Consider the following 230-nt stretch of genomic DNA (forward strand, 5'->3'; position numbering starts at 1 on the left):
TTGTAACAATATTTACGTTCTTTTGAGCTTCTTTTAACATTGATTCTAAATGACTTATTATATTTTGTTGCCCACATATTGCTCCAGATTTTTCAGAAACATCTATTGATCCAACACCAGATNNATGCAATGCATCTAATNNNNTTATTAAATCAGAAGTTTTTACTTTTTCCAATTCATTAATTCTTCTTGACATAGATTCTTCATATCTTCTTTTTACCCTTTCAACA

The sequence above is a fragment of the Candidatus Nanopusillus massiliensis genome, assembly GCF_920984865.1.